16 protein-coding genes and 1 pseudogene are annotated in these 17,069 nt (G+C 64.9%); 13 read left to right on the top strand and 4 right to left on the bottom strand.

The features are described from left to right. Positions 1-219 (bottom strand): annotated as a pseudogene (locus JOZ76_RS08805) (hypothetical protein); the annotation flags it as partial. Positions 220-579: 360 nt separating this feature from the next. Between JOZ76_RS08805 and dnaK the strand changes: the two are divergent. The 9 genes from dnaK to JOZ76_RS08760 all read left to right on the top strand — a co-directional run bounded on the left by dnaK (position 580) and on the right by JOZ76_RS08760 (position 10,195). Beyond that, positions 580-2,475 (top strand): molecular chaperone DnaK, encoded by a 1,896-nt coding sequence (gene dnaK / locus JOZ76_RS08800; RefSeq protein WP_291698236.1) that lies wholly within the window; start codon positions 580-582, stop codon positions 2,473-2,475. A gap of 204 nt (positions 2,476-2,679) precedes the next feature. Continuing rightward, on the top strand, positions 2,680-3,819 hold the full coding sequence (gene dnaJ / locus JOZ76_RS08795; RefSeq protein WP_291698235.1) for a molecular chaperone DnaJ: 1,140 nt from the start codon (positions 2,680-2,682) through the stop codon (positions 3,817-3,819). Positions 3,820-3,916: 97 nt separating this feature from the next. Next, positions 3,917-4,519: a class I SAM-dependent methyltransferase gene (locus JOZ76_RS08790; RefSeq protein WP_291698234.1), complete on the top strand. Its 603-nt coding sequence runs from the start codon at positions 3,917-3,919 to the stop codon at positions 4,517-4,519. Between the two features lie 73 nt (positions 4,520-4,592). After that, positions 4,593-5,171: an NADPH-dependent FMN reductase gene (locus tag JOZ76_RS08785; RefSeq protein WP_291698233.1), complete on the top strand. Its 579-nt coding sequence runs from the start codon at positions 4,593-4,595 to the stop codon at positions 5,169-5,171. Between the two features lie 46 nt (positions 5,172-5,217). Further along, positions 5,218-5,934, top strand: coding sequence for an orotidine-5'-phosphate decarboxylase (pyrF, locus tag JOZ76_RS08780; RefSeq protein ID WP_291698232.1), 717 nt, complete (start codon positions 5,218-5,220; stop codon positions 5,932-5,934). Positions 5,935-5,945: 11 nt separating this feature from the next. Further along, positions 5,946-6,248: a DUF1330 domain-containing protein gene (locus JOZ76_RS08775; RefSeq protein ID WP_291698231.1), complete on the top strand. Its 303-nt coding sequence runs from the start codon at positions 5,946-5,948 to the stop codon at positions 6,246-6,248. Positions 6,249-6,414: 166 nt separating this feature from the next. After that, positions 6,415-7,230 (top strand): 4-hydroxy-tetrahydrodipicolinate reductase, encoded by an 816-nt coding sequence (dapB, locus tag JOZ76_RS08770; RefSeq protein ID WP_291698230.1) that lies wholly within the window; start codon positions 6,415-6,417, stop codon positions 7,228-7,230. A gap of 26 nt (positions 7,231-7,256) precedes the next feature. Beyond that, positions 7,257-7,880, top strand: coding sequence for a 2,3-bisphosphoglycerate-dependent phosphoglycerate mutase (locus tag JOZ76_RS08765; RefSeq protein ID WP_291698229.1), 624 nt, complete (start codon positions 7,257-7,259; stop codon positions 7,878-7,880). A gap of 158 nt (positions 7,881-8,038) precedes the next feature. Next, the gene (locus JOZ76_RS08760; RefSeq protein WP_291698228.1) at positions 8,039-10,195 is read left to right on the top strand and encodes a tetratricopeptide repeat protein; all 2,157 of its coding nucleotides are present in this window, start codon (positions 8,039-8,041) and stop codon (positions 10,193-10,195) included. Between the two features lie 90 nt (positions 10,196-10,285). Here the strand turns inward: JOZ76_RS08760 and JOZ76_RS08755 are convergent, their stop codons facing one another. Together JOZ76_RS08755 and JOZ76_RS08750 are read right to left on the bottom strand one after the other, a co-directional pair. Beyond that, positions 10,286-11,182: a bifunctional helix-turn-helix domain-containing protein/methylated-DNA--[protein]-cysteine S-methyltransferase gene (locus JOZ76_RS08755; protein WP_291698238.1), complete on the bottom strand. Its 897-nt coding sequence runs from the start codon at positions 11,180-11,182 to the stop codon at positions 10,286-10,288. A 53-nt stretch (positions 11,183-11,235) separates the two neighbouring features. Beyond that, positions 11,236-11,757, bottom strand: a complete 522-nt coding sequence (locus JOZ76_RS08750) for a DUF2244 domain-containing protein (protein ID WP_291698227.1) — start codon at positions 11,755-11,757, stop codon at positions 11,236-11,238. Positions 11,758-11,780: 23 nt separating this feature from the next. On the opposite strand from JOZ76_RS08750, the gene nth reads away from it, so the two are divergent. The 4 genes from nth (at position 11,781) to JOZ76_RS08730 (ending at position 15,971) form a co-directional block, all read left to right on the top strand. After that, entirely contained in the window at positions 11,781-12,593 is an 813-nt protein-coding gene (gene nth, locus JOZ76_RS08745) for an endonuclease III (protein WP_291698226.1), read from the top strand. A 281-nt stretch (positions 12,594-12,874) separates the two neighbouring features. Continuing rightward, on the top strand, positions 12,875-13,927 hold the full coding sequence (locus tag JOZ76_RS08740) for a type III polyketide synthase (RefSeq protein ID WP_291698225.1): 1,053 nt from the start codon (positions 12,875-12,877) through the stop codon (positions 13,925-13,927). Continuing rightward, positions 13,924-14,430: an isoprenylcysteine carboxyl methyltransferase family protein gene (locus tag JOZ76_RS08735; RefSeq protein WP_291698224.1), complete on the top strand. Its 507-nt coding sequence runs from the start codon at positions 13,924-13,926 to the stop codon at positions 14,428-14,430. Before JOZ76_RS08740 ends, JOZ76_RS08735 begins: the two co-directional genes overlap by 4 nt. Continuing rightward, positions 14,427-15,971, top strand: a complete 1,545-nt coding sequence (locus JOZ76_RS08730) for a DHA2 family efflux MFS transporter permease subunit (protein ID WP_441299999.1) — start codon at positions 14,427-14,429, stop codon at positions 15,969-15,971. The genes JOZ76_RS08735 and JOZ76_RS08730 overlap by 4 nt, the downstream gene beginning before the upstream one ends. Here the strand turns inward: JOZ76_RS08730 and JOZ76_RS08725 are convergent. Beyond that, complete coding sequence (locus tag JOZ76_RS08725; RefSeq protein ID WP_291698223.1) at positions 15,968-16,714, bottom strand: sulfate transporter family protein; 747 nt, start codon at positions 16,712-16,714, stop codon at positions 15,968-15,970. The genes JOZ76_RS08730 and JOZ76_RS08725 overlap by 4 nt on opposite strands. Between the last annotated feature and the right edge of the window lie 355 nt (positions 16,715-17,069).

Below are 17,069 nucleotides of genomic sequence, written 5' to 3'. Positions count from 1 at the left end.
CACGACTTCCGCATAGGCCTGCACCGGGAGTTCGGTCAGCAGGACCTTGACGCTGCGGTCCATGGTCTCGAAGCCGGGGAAGGTCTTGGCCAGCGCGAGCCCGGCCGGCGGGGTCAGCCCGACCCGCAGCCCCGGCGGGAAGATCGCCTCTGCGGCGAATGCGGGCCGGAACGCGGCGGCAAGCAGGACAGCGGCAGTGATTGTTCGGAGGAGCTTCATGAAAAACCTGTTTGAGGTGGATCGCCGTTCAACGGTCAGCCGGCGCGCCCAAATGTTTGTCGGTCGGGGGGCGTCCGTCGGTCGGCTCGCTTTTAGCTGTTTTAACCCTTCAAAAATAGGGCGGCACAGTGTGCCGGAACGAGCGACCTCGCGGGTCTCTGTTACCTGAAGGCGTGTCCGCGGCGGAATTCTTCAGCCCTTTCCTTGGGCAAGGGTGCGGCCCGGTCCTTGCAGGCGCATTGCCCTCTCCTATATGAGGCATACCGTCGCAATATCGCGAGTATTTGATCTAAGGGGGTTTTGGATCGGGGCGCCGTCAGGGCCCGTCCAACCTGCTGCAACGAGAAGGACATCAGGACCATGGGAAAGGTCATTGGGATCGATCTCGGCACCACCAATTCGTGCGTTGCCGTGATGGATGGCAAAAATCCGAAAGTCATCGAGAACTCGGAAGGCATGCGCACGACACCGTCGATCGTCGCCTTCACCGATGATGGTGAACGGTTGGTCGGCCAGCCCGCCAAGCGCCAGGCGGTCACGAATCCCGAGCGGACCTTCTTCGCCGTGAAGCGGCTGATCGGCCGCCGCTACGACGATCCGATGGTCGAAAAGGACAAGAAGCTCGTCCCCTACAAGATCGTCAAAGCCTCCAACGGCGATGCCTGGGTCGAAGCCGACGGCAAGACCTATTCGCCCTCGCAGATCTCGGCGTTCATCCTGCAGAAGATGAAGGAGACCGCCGAAGCGCATCTCGGGCAGAAGGTCGAGCAGGCCGTGATCACGGTTCCCGCCTATTTCAACGACGCCCAGCGCCAGGCCACCAAGGACGCCGGCAAGATCGCCGGCCTCGAAGTGCTGCGCATCATCAACGAGCCGACTGCGGCGGCGCTGGCCTACGGCCTCGACAAGACGAAATCCGGTACCATCGCGGTCTATGACCTTGGCGGCGGCACGTTCGATATCTCGATCCTCGAGATCGGTGACGGCGTGTTCGAGGTGAAGTCGACCAATGGCGACACCTTCCTCGGCGGCGAAGATTTCGACATGCGGCTGGTCAACTATCTGGCCGACGAATTCCAGAAGGAGCAGGGCATCAACCTGCGCAACGACAAGCTTGCGCTGCAGCGCCTGAAGGAGGCGGCTGAAAAGGCCAAGATCGAGCTGTCCTCGACGGCGCAGACCGAGATCAACCTGCCGTTCATCACGGCCGATCAATCCGGCCCGAAACATCTGACGATGAAGCTGACGCGCGCCAAGTTCGAGGCGCTGGTGGCCGATCTCGTGGAAAAGACCATCGAGCCCTGCCGCAAGGCGCTGAAGGATGCCGGCCTCACCGCCGGTGAAGTCGGCGAGGTGGTGCTGGTCGGCGGCATGACGCGCATGCCGAAAATCCAGGAAATGGTGAAGCAGTTTTTCGGCAAGGAGCCGCACAAGGGCGTCAACCCGGATGAGGTGGTCGCGATCGGCGCTGCGATCCAGGCCGGCGTGCTGCAGGGCGACGTCAAGGACGTGCTGCTGCTCGACGTCACGCCGCTGTCGCTCGGCATCGAGACGCTGGGTGGCGTGTTCACCCGCATCATCGACCGCAACACCACGATCCCGACCAAGAAGAGCCAGGTGTTCTCGACCGCCGAGGACAACCAGAATGCGGTAACCATCCGCGTGTTCCAGGGCGAGCGCGAGATGGCGGCCGACAACAAGATGCTCGGCCAGTTCGACCTGATGGGCATTCCGCCAGCGCCGCGCGGCATGCCGCAGATCGAGGTGACCTTCGACATCGACGCCAATGGCATCGTCAACGTCTCGGCCAAGGACAAGGCCACCGGCAAGGAGCAGCAGATCCGCATCCAGGCGTCCGGCGGTTTGTCGGAGGCCGACATCGAGAAGATGGTCAAGGACGCCGAGGCCAACGCCGCCGCCGACAAGAAGCGTCGTGAGGCGGTCGATGCCAAGAACCACGCGGACGCGCTGGTGCATTCGACCGAGAAAGCGCTCGCCGAGCATGGCTCGAAGATCGCCGAGACCGAGCGGCGCTCGATCGAGGATGCCGTCAGCGACCTCAAGGAGGCGCTGAAGGGTGACGATGCCGAGGCGATCAAGGCCAAGACCAACACGCTGGCGCAGGCTTCGATGAAGCTCGGCGAGGCGATGTACAAGCAGCAGGCCGAGGCCGACGCTGCGAAGGATGCGGCGAAGGACGATGTGGTCGACGCGGAATTTACCGAGGTCGACGACGACAAGAAGAAGTCCGCTTAAGCCCCGCGCGGACCAGCGATGCGGACCGGTGCGCTCCCCCTCAAGGCCGCCTCCCCCTTCCAGGGGGAGGTCGCCACGCGCAGCGTTGCAGGTGGCGGGCGCGCACCGATTACGATCAGTCAATACCATCCGTTTATGTTGAACCCATCTCGCCGCCCCGCTCTGGCGGGGGGCACGGTCGCGATTTGGTAAGCAGAGTTCAGCATGTCCACGAAGCGCTGCTATTACGAAACCCTCGAAGTCGAACGCGACGCAGACGACAACAGGCTGAAGGCAGCGTTCCGCAAGCTGGCCATGAAGTGGCACCCGGACCGCAATCCCGGCGATGCCGCGAGCGAGATCCGCTTCAAGGAAATCAACGAAGCGTACGAGGTCCTGAAGGACAGCGACAAACGCGCGGCCTATGATCGCTACGGTCATGCGGCCTTCGAGCAAGGCTCAGGTTTTGGCGGCGGTGGTCCCGGTTTCGGGGCAGGCTTTGCCTCTTCATTCTCCGACATTTTCGAAGATCTGTTCGGCATGGCCGCGCAGCGCGGCCGTGGCGGCGGCCGCGAGCGTGGCGCCGATCTGCGCTACAACATGGAAATCACGCTTGAGGAAGCGTATCTCGGCAAGACCGCGAAGATCGAGATTCCGGTCTCCGTCACGTGCGAATCCTGTTCGGGCACCGGCGCGAGGGCGGGCACCAAGCCGAAAAACTGTTCCACGTGCGGCGGCGCCGGACGGATCCGGCAGGCGCAGGGCTTCTTCACACTGGAGCGAACCTGCCCGGGCTGCCAGGGCCGTGGCCAGATGATCGAGGACGCCTGTCAGTCTTGCTCGGGTTCCGGGCGGGTGACCCGGGAGCGTACCTTGTCGGTCAACATTCCGCAGGGCGTCGAAGACGGCACGCGGATCCGCCTTGCGGGCGAGGGCGAGGCGGGGTTCCGCGGCGGGCCGGCGGGCGATCTCTATATTTTTCTGTCGCTGACCGCGCACGAGTTCTTCCAGCGCGATGGCGCCGACCTGCATTGCCGCGTTCCGATTTCGATGGTGACGGCGGCGCTCGGCGGCGAGTTCGAGGTGCCGACCATCGACAAGGGCAAGACCAAGGTCAAAATCCCCGCAGGCACCCAGACCGCTCGGCGTTTCCGCATTGCATCGAAAGGCATGCCGGTGCTGCGCTCGCGCCAGACCGGCGACATGTATGTCCAAGTCGTCGTCGAGACACCGCAGAACCTGACCAAGCGACAGCAGGAACTGCTCACCGAATTCGAAAAACTCTCGTCTGGTGCAACGCAGCCCGAGTCCTCCGGCTTCTTCACCAAGGTCAAGGACTTCTTCGCCACCCGTGCCAGTTCCTGACACGGGTGTTCTGCTTGACCGTCCCGTCCGCTCCCTATACGTCTTTGTGACTGTTTTCTGACATTGCTGCGGAAACGCGGTCCCGTCTGGTAACGACATGCCATTGCAATCGTCCCTGCGTGCGTCGAAAAAGCCCCTCCGTCTCGACGACGAGGTTCGCTTTCTCCGTTCGTGGATCGAGAAGCCGCTTCACATGGGCGCGGTCATGCCGTCGGGACGTTTCCTGGCCCGCACGATGGCGCAATATGTCGATCCCTACGCGTCTGGACCGGTGGTCGAACTGGGCCCCGGGACCGGTGCGATCACCAGCGCGCTGATTGAGCACGGCGTCGATCAGAAGCGGTTGGTGCTCGTCGAGTACAATCCGAGTTTCTGCGCGTTGCTGCGCGACCGCTATCCCCACGCCAAGGTGGTCCAGGGCGACGCCTATGCGCTGCGGGATACGCTGTGGAATGTCCTGGCCTCGCCCGCGACCGCCATGGTGTCGGGCCTGCCGCTGGTCACCAAGCCGATGCTGACTCGGCTGAAACTCGTCCGCGACGCCTTCGCGGCGCTCAAGCCCGGCGCGCCCTTCGTGCAGTTCACCTATTCGGTGGTACCGCCGATCCCGAAATCGCTGCCCGGCGTATCCACAGAGGCGTCCGAGCGGATCTGGATGAACCTTCCGCCCGCTCGCGTCTGGGTGTATCGCAAGGATTGATCGGGAACCTTCCTCCTGGCGCCATCGTGCGGTCCACGGCGGTGCTTTCTGACGCGAGCACAGATTTGTCCTGATGGCGGGGCCAAAGATCCTCATCATTCCCGGCTCGCTGCGCACCGGCTCGCACAACGTCAAGCTGGCCGCGGCCGCGGCCTATGCGTTCGCGCAGGCCGACGTTCAGGCGACGCGCATCTCGCTTGCCGACTTCCCGCTGCCGATCTACGACGCCGACCTGCAGGCAAGATCGGGCATTCCAAAGCACGCGATCAACCTCAAGCGCATGATCGGCGCCCATCGCGGCGTTCTGATCGTCACGCCCGAATACAACGCCTCGGTCCCGGCGCTGGTGAAGAACGCGATCGACTGGGTGAGCCGCGTGCAGGACCCACACGAGACCCGCGGCCAGGTTTTTCGCGAGCGCGCCTTTGCCATCGCGTCGGCCTCCGAAAGCCGACTTGGCGGGGCCCGTGCACTGGCCGCCTTGCGGCTGATCCTGTCAGCCTGTCATGCGATGGTGATCCCGAACCAGCTCGCCTTGTCCTTTGCCGGGCAGGCCTATGACGATATGGACAGGCTGAAGCATTTTGCAGATATCGAGGCGCTGACCGCAATGGTCCGGCAGTTGATCGAAACGTCGGACCGTATGACGTAAGGGAGGAGAGATGGCGGCGATGGCAAGCGCTCAGGCAAGGCCTCCAATGCGGGAAGCAGCACGCGAGATTGCGCCGCGCGACCGGCTCATCGTCGGCCTCGATCTGCCCTCGGTCGAAGCGGCCGAGGCGATGATCAAACGACTGGGCGAGACCGTCACCTTCTACAAGATCGGCATGGAGCTGACCTATGCCGGCGGCCTTGCGCTGGCGGAGCGTCTGGTCGGCGGCGGCAAGGGCGTCTTCATCGATCTGAAGCTGCACGACATCCCCAACACCGTCGAGCGCGCGACGCGGCAGATCGCGCGGCTCGGCGCGCGCTTTCTCACCATTCACGCCTATCCGCAAAGCATGAAGGCCGCACTTGCTGGGGCCGCCGGCTCTGGTCTCGAACTGCTTGCGGTCACGGTCCTGACCTCTTGTGACGACACCGATCTTGCCGACGCCGGCTATGCACTCGGCGTCAAGGACCTGGTCGCCCGGCGCGCGCAGCAGGCGAAGGAGATCGGCATGCCCGGCCTGATCCTGTCGCCTGAGGAAACTCAATCGGTGCGCCAACTGTTAGGTCCCGAGATGCAGCTCATCACGCCCGGCATCCGCCCGGGTGGGACGGATGTCGGCGACCAGAAGCGGGTCATGACGCCAACGCTCGCAATCGCGGCCGGCGCGGACCGGCTGGTGGTCGCCCGCCCGGTGATTGCGGCCGACGATCCGGTGGCAGCGGCGGAAAATATCGTGGCGGAGATCGCATCGGCGCTTGCATAGGAGAACAGCAAATGGCGAAGGGTTACTGGATCGGACGCGTCGACGTCCACAATGATGAGGGTTTCAAGCCCTATTCGGCCGCTAATCCGGCGATCTTGAAGAAGTTCGGCGCCCGCTATGTCGTGCGTGGCGGCAAATTCACCGGCGTGGAAGGCGAAAGCCGGGCGCGCAACGTGGTGATCGAATTCCCCGACTATGAGACCGCGCTCGCCTGTTACCGTTCGCCGGAATACCAGGAGAACATCAAGGTGCGGCAGCCGCATTCGATCGTCGACCTCATCATCATCGAGGGGTTTGACGGCCCGCAGCCCTGATATTTTCCGCTCGTCATTCCGGGGCGTGCGAAGCACGAACCCGGAATCTCGAGATTCCGGGTCTGGTCCTTTGGACCAGCCCGGGACGACCCTGTAACAGTCATTCCCGACGCGCAGGTTGCCGGATTGGCCTGCGCCCGCTATAGGGCGCAGCAGAGGTAACGTCATGGCAGACATGCGGTTGATTGTTGCGGGGGCCGGCGGCCGGATGGGCCGCACGCTGACCCGCGTGATCTCGGAAACAGAGGGCGCGGTGCTGGTCGGTGCGCTGGAAGCGCCGACCTCCGAACTCCTGGGCAAGGATGCAGGCGTGCTCGCCGGCCTGCCGGCCAATGGCACGAAACTCTCGGCCGACCTGTGGGCGATGTCGGAAGCCGCCGACGGCATCCTCGATTTCACGGTGCCGGCGGCGACCATCGCCAATGTCGCCATCGCCGCCCAGCGCGGCCTCGTCCACGTCATCGGCACGACCGGCCTCTCGGCTTCGGACGATGCCGTCATCAAGAGCGTCACCGACCGCGCCGTCGTGGTGAAATCCGGCAATATGAGTCTCGGGGTGAACCTGCTCGCGGCGCTGGTGCGGCGGGCGGCAAAATCGCTCGACCCGAGTTTCGATATTGAGATTCTCGAACTGCATCACAGGGCCAAGGTCGATGCGCCCTCCGGCACCGCGTTGATGCTGGGACAGGCGGCGGCGGAGGGACGCGGCATTGCGCTGGAAAACCATTCGGCGCGCGGCCGCGACGGCATGACCGGCGCGCGTCGCGACGGCGATATCGGCTTCGCATCGCTCCGCGGCGGCACCGCCGCCGGCGACCACAGCGTGATTTTTGCCGGCCATCATGAGCGCCTCATTCTGTCCCATCACGCCGAGGATCGGACCTTGTTCGCCCATGGTGCGCTGAAGGCCGCACTGTGGGCGCAAGGCAAAAACCCCGGGCTCTATTCGATGTTCGATGTGCTCGGCATCGGCGATTCCTGATCGAAGATCAAAACGGACACCATGCAATGAGCGATCGTCTTCTCGTGCTCGTGCGTCACGGCCAGAGTGAATGGAATCTCAAAAACCTGTTCACGGGCTGGAAGGATCCGGACCTGACGGAGCAGGGTATTGCGGAGGCAAGGGATGCCGGCCGCAAGCTGAAGGCGCAGGGCCTTAAGTTCGACATCGCCTTCACCTCCGTGCTCACGCGCGCGCAGCATACGCTCGACCTCTTGCTTGCAGAGATCGGCCAGACCGGACTATCGACCAAAAAGGATCTCGCGCTCAACGAGCGCGACTATGGTGATCTCTCCGGCCTCAACAAGGACGACGCGCGCAAGCGCTGGGGCGAGGAGCAGGTCCATGTCTGGCGCCGCTCCTATGACGTGCCGCCGCCGGGCGGCGAAAGCCTGAAGGATACGCTGGCGCGCGCGCTACCCTATTACGTCCAGGAGATCTTGCCCGGCGTGCTGCGCGGCGAACGCACGCTGGTCGCCGCCCACGGCAACTCGCTGCGTGCGCTGATCATGGTGTTGGAAAAACTCTCGCCGGAGGGCATTTTGAAACGCGAGCTCGCGACCGGTGTGCCGATCATCTATCGGCTCAACGCCGATTCCACCGTCGCCTCGAAGCTCGATCTGGCGGCCTAGCCCCACTCGCGGCGGCCGGTTGCATCGTCCTGTCGATGCACGAGGCTCAGCCCGCCATATCCCGAATCACTGCATCCGCCTAGACTCCGCCCCGTTCAGTGCGTGTTGCCCGGCGGAGCGATCGGCGCTTCGCGAGATTGATCTCGGGGGACCAGAACATGAACCGCAAACTGCGCCGCGCGGCCGCGGCGGCCGCGAAGCGAACCGGCGGCTCCCCTGCGGATCCGCGTGCTGCCGGGCTTTTTTCCGCCGGCCTCAAGCATCATCAGTGCGGCCGGCTCGCCCAGGCGGAAGCGCATTATCGCGAGACGCTGGCGCTGCAGCCTGATCATGCCGACGCCCTGCACCTGCTTGGCGTGATTGCATCCCAGGTCGGCCGCCATGACGTCGCCGTCGATCTGATCGGCCGGGCCATCGCGCGCGACAGGATGAGCGCGCTGTACCATTCCAACCACGGCCTCGCGCTTGCCGGCCTGAAACGCTTTGCGGATGCGATCGAAAGCTACGACCGCGCTTTGTCGCTGCGTCCCGACGACGCCGAGCTGCGCTATAACCGCGGCAATGCCCTGCTCGCGCTCGGACGGCCGTGCGAGGCGCTGGAGGCCTACGAGCGCGCTTTGCTGACGAAACCGGATCATGTCGAAGCCCTGTGCAATCGCGGCGCCGCGCTTGCGGCGCTCGGGCAGAGCGACGAGGCGCTGTCGAGCTATGATCGGGCGCTCGCAGTGGCGCCGCATTTCAGCGAGGCGCTGGCAAACCGCGGCAACGCGCTCAAGGCGCTGGGCCGTCTCGATGACGCGCTTTCGAGCTACGAGCGCGCGCTAACGGCACGGCCGGGCGACGCGCAGGCGCTCTTCAATCGCGGCGTGACCCTGCACGAACTGAAGCGTTTTGAGGAGGCGCTCGCAAGCTACGATGATGCGCTCGCGGCGAGTCCGGACCATTCGGAGGCGCTGTCGAACCGGGGCGACGCGCTCAAGGAGCTCGGCCGGCTGCAGGAGGCGCTCGCAAGCTACGACCGCGCGCTGGCCGTGCGGCCGGACTACGCCGAGGCGCTGTCCAATCGTGGTAATCTGCTAAAACTGCTGCGTCGCTTCGACGACGCGCTGGCAAGCTATGATGCCGCCCTGCGGCTGCGTCCGGATTATCCGGAAGCGCTGTCGAATCGCGCCGTGACGCTGCAGGCGCTCGATCGAATTGATGAGGCGCTGGCGAGCTGCGACCGCGCGCTGGCGCTCGCCTCCGATTCGGTTGCGGCGCTGATCAACCGGGCGAGCGTCCTGCAGGAGCTGCGTCGCTTCGATGAGGCGCTTTCGACTTACGATCGCGTCGCCGCGATCGCGCCGGATCATGCCGAGGCGCAGATCAATCGGGCGCTGTTGCTGCTGCTGTCAGGTGATTTTGCAGAGGGCTGGCCCGCGTATGAATGGCGCCGCAAGCTGCCGAGCTGGGCCGAGCGCGGTTTTTCGCAAGGCGAATGGACAGGTGAGGACATTGTCGGCCAGCGTCTTCTGCTGCATGCCGAGCAGGGTTTTGGCGACACCATTCAGTTCGCCCGCTTCGCCGCGCTCGCCGCCGCGCGCGGAATAGATGTCGTTCTCGAAGTCCAGCCGCGGCTTGAGCCGCTGCTCGGCGGGCTGTTCGGATTGCAGGTGATTGCGGCCGGCCGCGATCCGCTGCCGCCTTTCGATCGACACTGTCCCCTGCTCAGCCTGCCGCGCGTGTTTGCGACAACGCTGGCGAGCATCCCGAGCGGCGTGCCCTACATCATCGCGCCGGCCGACCGGATCGCCGCATGGGCGCCGCGTCTGCCAGGCGACGGCTTGCGTGTCGGTCTGGCCTGGTCGGGTCACCCGGACAATGTCAGGGACCATGAGCGCTCCATCCCGTTTGCACGGCTGGCGCCGCTCACCGCTATTCCCGGTGCCCGCTTCGTCAGCCTGCAGAAGGACATCCGCGCCACCGACGCCGACGACGCCCGCCGCTGCGGCAATGTCATCGATCTCGGCGGCGGCTTGCGTGATTTTGCCGATACCGCCGCCATCGTCGCGCAGCTCGATCTGGTCATCACCGTCGACACCGCGGTTGCGCATCTCGCCGGCGCGATGGGCAAGCCGGTCTGGGTGCTGCTGCCGCGCGTGCCCGACTTCCGCTGGCTGCTCGATCGTGCCACCAGCCCGTGGTATCCGAGCGCGCGGCTGTTCCGCAAAGGACAGACGGACACCTGGGACGACGTCATCGCCGGAGTGGCCAAGGAGCTCGCAGCGCGCGCCGCGTCCGCGAGCGGGACGCGCGAGCAGCCTGATCCAATGTAAAAGCGTAATGAGCTCAGGTTCGATCGTTGCCGCGCCGGAGGTGCTCCCTCCCCCGCTTGCGGGGAAGGCTGGGGTTGGGGGCGCCCGCGATTACTGCAGTCCGATCTGCCCCGCTTCCCAGCCGATCATTGCCTGCTTGCGGGTAATACCCCAGTGATAGCCGGTCAGCGCGCCACCCTTGCCGAGCGCGCGATGGCAGGGCACCACGAACGAGATCGGGTTTTTTCCAACTGCTGCGCCGACCGCGCGCGAGGCCTTGGGCGCCTGGATTTTTTGCGCAATATCGGAGTAGCAGACCGCCCGTCCCATCGGAATCTTGAGCAGCGTCTCCCAGACCCGCACCTCGAAATCGGTGCCGATCAGCACCACGCGCAGCGGCTGATCGGGCCGCCACAGCTTTGTGTCGAAGATGCGCTGCGCGATCGCGGCCGTGCCATCAAGATCTTCGACATAGGTGGCGTTCGGCCAGCGGCTGCGCATGTCGGCCAGCGCCGCGGCTTCGTCACCCGGATCGGCAAACGCAAGGCCGGCGAGCCCGCGGTTGGTCGCGATCACCAGCGCCGTGCCGAAGGGGCAGGCGTGAAATCCGTATCGCATCGTCATGCCGGCGCCGCCGACCTTCCATTCACCGGGCGACATCGCTTCATGGGTGACGAACAGGTCGTGCAGCCGGCCCGGCCCTGACAGTCCGGAATCGAGCGCGGCATCCAGCACGCTGGCCGAGCCGCGCAGCAGGCCCTTGGCGTGATCGAGCGTCAGCGCCTGCATGAAACCCTTCGGCGTCAGCCCGGCCCAGCGGCGAAACAGATGGTGCAGTTCGTCCGGCGTGCAGCCGGCCGCATCCGCCACGGCTTCGATAGTCGGCTGCTGGCGCCAATGTTCCGATATGAACGCGATAGCGCGGCGCACCGAATCATAGTCGCGGAGAGCGGCGCTCTGTTGGCCTGGCCTGGCCAGGCGCTGGTCATGTATGGCGAGTGTCATCATGCGCGAAATGTAGGACAGCGAGGGGGCTGCAACCACCCGATTCCTGATCTCGCTCACCTTATCGGATGGTAGATCGGACCCCTCCGGGCGGCAGCGAGTGCGGCCAATAAGGCTTTGGCAAAGCTTGCCTTTTCGTCCGGTCCGAGAAAGCTCGCCAGGGCCACGCGACGGCCTTTCGAGACCAGAAAAAGCCTTTCCACGCCGAACTCCTCGTGGATCACCTGGTCGAGTTGCACCCACAGCGGATTGAAGGCGAACTCCATCACATGACCGCGATGGCTGACCCGGCGCAGCCTGAGCTCCGACGGTGTGACCAGGATTTCCTCATAGGCCTTGGCGCTACGGAAATTGATCTTGAAGGCAAGATAGATCGCGAGCACGTCGAGGCCGAGGAAACCCAGCACCGGCCAGGCCCCGATCATCAGGCAGGCGATGCCGGCCGCGAAACTCACCACACTGACACAGGCCATCACCAGCAGAAAGCCGGTGCGGTTGAGCGACCGGTGCGGCGTCAGCAGGGCCGAAAACAGTGTCGGCTCGGCGGCTTCGAGGTCAAAATCGTTGCCTGCGGTCATGGCGGGTCAGTATACGAAACATCATGGCCAAAATCACCCGACCCCAACGCGCCAAGAAGGCTTCCGTTCGGCAAGTGCCGGCCAAAGGCGTTAAGAAGGGCGTCAAGGCCGGCACGGCCGGGCGGGCATCGAAGTCAAAGAGCAGGACCGGCGCGGGCGCGAAAAAATTCCCGAAGGCCCAAAAGCCGAAATCTCTGAAACCCTGGTCCGCGGAGGAGGTCCTGGAAGCATTCACCCGCTTCCAGAACGCCAATCCCGAGCCGAAGGGCGAGCTCGAACATCTCAACCCCTATACGCTGCTGGTCGCCGTGGTGCTGTCGGCACAGGCGACCGATGCCGGCGTCAACAAGGCGACGCGGACGCTGTTTCAGGTCGCCGATACGCCGCAAAAAATGCTCGCGCTCGGCGAAGAGAAGCTGCGCGACTATATCAGGACGATCGGGCTCTACCGTACCAAGGCGAAAAACGTGATCGCGCTGTCGCACAAGCTGATCAGGGAGTTTGGCGGCGAGGTGCCGAAGACCCGTGCCGAGATCGAATCGCTGCCGGGCGCCGGGCGCAAGACCGCCAACGTCGTGCTTAACATGGCCTTTGGCGAGCGCACGATGGCGGTCGACACCCATGTCTTCCGGGTTGCAAACCGCACTTATCTCGCACCGGGCAAGACGCCCCTCGACGTCGAACTCGGCCTCGAAAAAATCATCCCGCCGGAGTTCATGCTGCACGCGCATCACTGGCTGATCCTGCACGGGCGCTACACCTGCCTCGCGCGCCAGCCGCGCTGCGAGGTCTGCCTGATCAACGATCTCTGTCGCTGGCCGGAAAAGACCGTCTAGCGCGAGCCTGATTGGATGAGGTTCGATCGGTTACACCGACGCGTCATGCCCGGCCTTGTGCTGGACAAGCCCGGCCATGACGACGGCTTTGTTCTGACATTCGTGTCATGTTGGAGCGAGCTCGTTGACCATAAGAATGCGAACGTGCCAGTCCGGGCTGCGTTGCCACACCACCGCCGGTTTTACGGTCTAGCGAAGCTGACAAGCAAGAGAGCAGGATGGGATCTGGAATATTGACCCTGATGCGCGGTTGTTGGGCTGTGAGTGGAAGGGTCAGATAGATGAACAACACGGCGGCGCTCGTTTCCCTCGCGACTTCGGTCCCGCCGTATCAATTCCATCAGAAGCAGATCCTGGAATGCGCGCGGGATCTGCTCGCCGATCGCTATCCGCAGTTCGATACGCTCGCCAGCCTGTTTGCCAACACCGGCATTCGCAACCGTTACGGCGTCAAGCCGATCGAATGGTATCTCGAGCAGCGCGGCTGGCCGGAGCGGACGCAGGCCTTTCTGGAAGGCGCCGAGATCCTGTTCATCGACGTCGTGCAGCAGGCGCTCGCCCGGGCCGATCTCGCCGCCGACGAGATCGACACCGTCGTCACCGTCTGCTCGACCGGCATTGCCACGCCGACGCTCGACGCGCGCGTTGCCGGAAAACTCGGCTTTCGCGCCGATGTTTCGCGCGTCCCCGTGTTCGGCCTCGGATGTGCCGGCGGCGTCTCAGGATTGTCGATCGCCTCGCGCCTGGCGCAGGCGCGGCCGGGCACCAACGTGCTGTTTGTGGCGCTGGAGCTCTGCACGCTGGCGGTCCGTCACGACGAATTGACCAAGGCCAATATCGTCGCCGCCAGCCTGTTCGGCGATGGTGCCGCGGCGGTCGTGCTGCGCGCCGGCGACGGCGGCGCCACGCGGATCGAGGCATCAGGCGAAAAACTCTGGCCCGATACGCTCGACATCATGGGATGGAGTGTCGATCCCGAGGGGTTTGGCGTGATCTTCCAGCGCACCATTCCGGACTTCGTGACCGAGAACATGGGCCCCGCGGTGCGCGAGATCCTCGCGCGAGTGCAGCTCGAACACGATGATGTCGATCGCTTCATCTGCCATCCCGGCGGCACCAAGGTGATCCTCGCGCTGGAACGGGCGCTCTCGCTCGGCCAGGGCACGCTCGACCATGAGCGCGACGTCATTGCCGATTACGGCAACATGTCCGCGCCGACCGTGCTGTTCGTGCTGGAGCGCGCGCTGGCGCAAGGCCTGCCGTCGCGATCGGTCATGACGGCTCTCGGGCCCGGCTTCACCGCAAGCTGCGTGTCGCTGCGGCAAGCGGCATGACGCTTGCCACGACGATACTTCTCGTGGTCACGCTGCAGCGGCTTGGCGAGCTGGTGCTCGCGCGCCACAACACCGCCCGCCTCCTGGCGAAGGGCGCGATCGAAATCGGCGCCCGCCACTACCCTCTGCTGGTCGCGATGCATGCCGCCTGGCTCGCCTGCTTGTGGATCTGGGGACGAGATCAAAGTGTGGATCTCACAGCGCTCTCCGCTTTCATCGTGATGCAGGGCGTTCGCCTGTGGGTGCTCTTGACCCTCGGCGAGCGATGGACCACGCGCATCATCGTGCTGCCGGGCGCACCGCTGGTCACTTCGGGGCCGTATCGCTATTTTTCCCATCCCAATTATGCCGTGGTCGCGGCCGAGATTGCGCTGCTGCCCCTCGCGCTGCATCTGCCATTGCTGGCTCTGGTCTTTACTCTCCTGAACGCCGCGGTGCTCGCCATCCGCCTCCGCGCGGAGCACCGCGCGCTATCGGCAGTCAACGCGCGGTTCGCCGCATGACCGTTCTGCAGGAGACGCGGACGGACGTTCCAGCCGCCGTGACCTGGGTGGCCTTCCTGTCGATGTGCCTTGGCATGTTCATGGCCATCCTGGACATCCAGGTGGTCGCGACATCCTTGCCGACGATCCAGAAGGCGCTCGGCATCTCGCCCGATGCGATGAGCTGGATCCAGACCGCCTATCTGATCGCCGAGGTCATCGCGATCCCGCTGACCGGCCTGTTCACGCGCGTGCTGAGCCTGCGCTTCCTGTTCGTCGTCGCCGTCACCGCGTTCACGCTCGCCTCGGTCGGCTGCGCCTGGAGCGGCGATTTCACGGTGCTGCTGTTCTTCCGCGTGCTGCAGGGTTTTTCGGGCGGCGTGCTGATCCCCTCGGTATTTTCCGCGGTCTTCCTGCTGTTTCCGCCGCGCCTGCACGCGATCGCAACCACGATCGGCGGCGTCGTCGCCGTGCTGGCGCCGACGATCGGCCCGGTGGTGGGCGGCTGGATCACCGACAACTGGTCCTGGCCGTGGCTGTTTCTCATCAACGTCATCCCCGGCGTCGTGACCGCGCTGTTCACGCTGCAGCTTCTGCCGCACGAACGCACCGATTTCGGCGAGCTCGCGAAGCTCGATAGCTGGTCACTGGTGTTGCTGGCCACCGCGCTTGCGAGCCTCGAGATCGGGCTGAAGGAGGCGCCGCAGCGCGGCTGGTCATCGCTGGTCTGTCTCGCGCTGCTTGCGGCGAGCGCGGTCGGCATCGCGATTGCGGCCTGGCGAAGCATCAGATGCGCGCATCCGGTCGTGGAGCTTTCGCTGTTGAGACACCGCCCTTTTGCGGTCGGATGCGCCCTGAGCTTCTGCGTCGGCGTCGGCCTGTTCGGCTCGGTCTATCTGATGCCGGTGTTCCTCGCCTTCGTCCGCAAACATGACGCCTTCGAGATCGGCATGATCATGCTGGTGACCGGCGTGTCCCAGCTGATCGCCGCGCCGCTTGCGGTGTTTTTGGAGAGCAGGATCGGCGCGCGGGCCTTGACCGCGGCCGGATTCGCGCTGTTCGCGCTCGGGCTCGCCTTAAGCGCCATGCAGCCGCGCGTGGCGGATTTTGGCGAGATGTTCTGGCCGCAGGTGGTGCGTGGCATCGCCATCATGTTCTGCCTCTTGCCGCCGACGCGCATCGCGCTCGGTGCACTCAGCGAATGCGAGGTGGCCGATGCTTCCGGCCTGTTCAACCTGATGCGCAATCTCGGCGGCGCGATCGGGATCGCGCTGATCGACACCATCCTGTATGGCCGCGCGCCGGTCTTTGCCGACGATTTCCGCGTCCGCCTGCTCGCGCGCGATGTCTCCGCGGCGCAGGCGATCGGGCTCGACCCGCAGCTTTTGCTCAGCCGCCCGGCGGGACCGCCGGACGCGGCGGCGATCGCCTATGTGCGCCCGCTGGTCGAAAAGGCATCACTGGCGCTGTCGGTGAACGAGGCCTGGCTGATGCTGGCCTGCGTCGCCATCGTCGGCCTGCTGCTGGTGCCGTTCGCCCGCGACTGCGACAAATCGCTTTAGACGTAGGGAACGCTGGTCCGGCGCTCGATCAGTTCGGGCCGCGAGCCGGACAGGCGCTTGTGCATGTGGACCATGAACGCCATGCCGAACAGCGGCGTCGCGAAGTTGACGATTGGGATCGAGACGAACGCCGCGATGATCAGCCCGGCAGCGAAGATCGTGGATGCATTGTCGCGCCGCATCGCTTTCGCCTCGTAGGGCGGACGGAAACGCATCGCTGCGAGCTCGAAATATTCGCGGCCCAGGAGCCATGCGGTGGCGATGAAGAACACCAAAAAGCCGGCGCCGGCGAGGAACACGAAGGGCAGCGCGATCAGATACACCAGGATGGTGAGCGCGGCCGTCTTCGTCCCTTCGCGCAAAGCCAGGCCCATTGGCAGCGCGACGCCGGGCCGCTCCGCCGGATAATGCTCGCGCTCGACATGATCGGCGACCTCGTCGACGAACAAGCTCGCCACCAGCGAGGTGATCGCCGGCATCAGCAGGATGCCGCCGAACACGACGCCGAGACCGGCCGCGATCGAGATGATCCATGAGAGCACGTCGAGCGGCGTGTGCGAGGTGGGCCCGAGCGTCGCTTCCGCCCAGCCGGCACCCTCGGTTGCAAGCCAGCTCATGAGCCGCTGCAGGCCGATCGCGAGAACCGCGACCAGCGCCAGGGCCATGCCAATGGAGCGCCACAGGATCGAGCGCATCGGCGGTGACAGGATCTGCGACAGCGCCCTGACGGCAGCATCAATCATTTAGGGTTCCAGCCTCTCGTGAAAACGGTCCCGCGAGAGGTAGAGATGCGCGCCGTGCTCGGCAAGGCCTTGAAAAAGTCAGGCATCGAGCGGCTTGCCGCGGACGTCGGAGCCGAACCCTGCGCGACGCGATGCCGGACGAGCCGCTCTATGGCGGCGTCGCCCGCGCCGGCCTGCCACGCGCCACCGCCCCGCGCGGCGTGAGATCGGGTTCACCTCTCCCCGCGAGCGGCTGTCATGTGCACACATCTGCATTGCAGGCGATGAACATGGCTGATTCCTTGAGGCGGATTGATTCGGGAGAGGCCAGTGACGATTACTTGCGAGGTGGTGGGACTGGGGCGGTTTGGCGACC

Origin of the sequence: Bradyrhizobium sp., from assembly GCF_019244115.1 — a bacterium.
Classification (GTDB): domain Bacteria; phylum Pseudomonadota; class Alphaproteobacteria; order Rhizobiales; family Xanthobacteraceae; genus Bradyrhizobium.
Note: the sequence above shows the minus strand (reverse complement) of the source record. Positions and strands in the feature narration are given on the sequence as shown.